3 protein-coding genes are annotated in these 1,396 nt (G+C 54.3%); 1 reads left to right on the top strand and 2 read right to left on the bottom strand.

All coding sequences use genetic code 11. From position 1 onward, the window contains the following. Nucleotides 1-192: 192 nt before the first annotated feature. The gene (locus tag JKG68_RS32315; protein ID WP_202066520.1) at nt 193-468 is read right to left on the bottom strand and encodes a hypothetical protein; all 276 of its coding nucleotides are present in this window, start codon (nt 466-468) and stop codon (nt 193-195) included. 159 nt (nt 469-627) lie between these two features. Between JKG68_RS32315 and JKG68_RS32310 the strand changes: the two genes are divergently transcribed. Next, entirely contained in the window at nt 628-843 is a 216-nt protein-coding gene (locus JKG68_RS32310; protein ID WP_202066518.1) for a hypothetical protein, read from the top strand. Between the two features lie 243 nt (nt 844-1,086). On the opposite strand, the gene JKG68_RS32305 is transcribed toward JKG68_RS32310, so the two are convergent. After that, on the bottom strand, nt 1,087-1,236 hold the full coding sequence (locus JKG68_RS32305; RefSeq protein ID WP_202066516.1) for a hypothetical protein: 150 nt from the start codon (nt 1,234-1,236) through the stop codon (nt 1,087-1,089). Nucleotides 1,237-1,396 lie beyond the last annotated feature (160 nt).

Below are 1,396 nucleotides of genomic sequence, written 5' to 3'. Positions count from 1 at the left end.
ACAGAAGGAAAGGCGGATCAAGCTGAGGGCAAGATTCAGAACACCATCGGCGGCATCAAGGATTCCATCAAAGACGCTTTCAAGAAGGACTGAAGAAGGGGGTTAACCCCCTTCTGTTGTTGACACTCTCGCTCCTGCTGGTTTCAGCGCCGGCAGCAGTTGAATGATAGTTACCAAGCTATCGTGGCCCTTTCATTCTTTTAGAGGCCGTGTCGAGCTACCAGTTTGGTCAGGTTCCTCAAGGATGCTCGCTTCCGGCGTGAGCACAACGTCTTCCTTCCGTGGTCCGTCACCTGGAACCTCAACGGTCTTGCAATCCTTCAGAACCGTATTGTGCATTTCGAGGGACGACGCCTGCTTCAAGCAGTCGTCATAACTTGCAAAGAGCTTGTCCCAAGCGTGCGCGATATGTTGTTCAGCAGGGTTGGCGCTGTTGAGGATGAAGATAAGAACATACTTCATAGCCATGTCAGCGACCCTCGGGTTTGCAGAGGGGTAAGCTCACCAGTCAGAATGGCTTTAATGAGGCCAAGCTTTTGCAGGCAATGTGCTGGGCTCGTAACGGCGCTGGAACTTTCCTGTTCGTTAAGAATTGCGCCTGTGTTCTCAGTTGGAGGAGGATTGCCTATGGCCAGCGGTACCGGCACTCAAGATGCCACCTACAATCTGATCAGCGTTCTCTACCATGCTCTCCAAGGGGCAGAGACCTACGCGCAATATGCCAGCGATGCAGGAGGTGATCAGGACCTCAGCAGCTTCTTCCAGGAGGTTCAGCAGCAAGAGCAGCAACGGGCTGACCGGGCCAAGCAACTCTTGGCCCAACGTCTCCAGCAAGGCGGGTGATTGCTGCCGCTATCTTCGTGACCCCTGACAGTCGGACTGCCAGCAACCTATGAAAGGGGTGGCCCGACGAGGTCAATGCCAAACTGTTCGCAGGCCCAAGTGAGACCTTCGGCCTGCTTCAGGTGTGGGTGGACCGGATGGCCCTGAGAGCCAGAGGTTGTCCCGTATGCATGTAAAACGATGTGAGCCAGAGCGGCGGGTTCGGCATCTTTCCCGATGTAACTGTTCGGCGCTGGTTTCTCCTCAAAGGGCTACTCGAATCTGAAGCACTCCTTCGATCCGGCTCACCATAAGAGGATCATCGGTCTCAATAATCAGAGTGCTGAACATCTCTTCGCGCGTGACAATCACCACGCCACGCTCAACCATCAGCCTCTCCACAACATCGAGCATCCTCTCTTCTGTCGAGACAGTGTAACGCCCCATCGCAAACCCTCTATCCAGGTCAGTATGATACCAGAACCTGCCTGACCCGTTTATACCAAGTCCCACTGATCAGAACTGATGCGCCCATTCACGCAAGCCGATGGACATGATGGTCCAGGGCTGATCT

Source organism: Microvirga aerilata, assembly GCF_016743775.1.
GTDB lineage: Bacteria > Pseudomonadota > Alphaproteobacteria > Rhizobiales > Beijerinckiaceae > Microvirga > Microvirga aerilata.
This window is presented reverse-complemented; position numbering and strand designations above follow the sequence as displayed.

What these genes read in the sequence shown, in the direction of transcription:
- JKG68_RS32315 (WP_202066520.1), bottom strand. Translation starts at nt 468, where the DNA reads ATGGCTATGAAGTATGTTCTTATCTTCATCCTCAACAGCGCCAACCCT.
- JKG68_RS32310 (WP_202066518.1), top strand. Translation starts at nt 628, where the DNA reads ATGGCCAGCGGTACCGGCACTCAAGATGCCACCTACAATCTGATCAGC.
- JKG68_RS32305 (WP_202066516.1), bottom strand. Translation starts at nt 1,236, where the DNA reads ATGCTCGATGTTGTGGAGAGGCTGATGGTTGAGCGTGGCGTGGTGATT.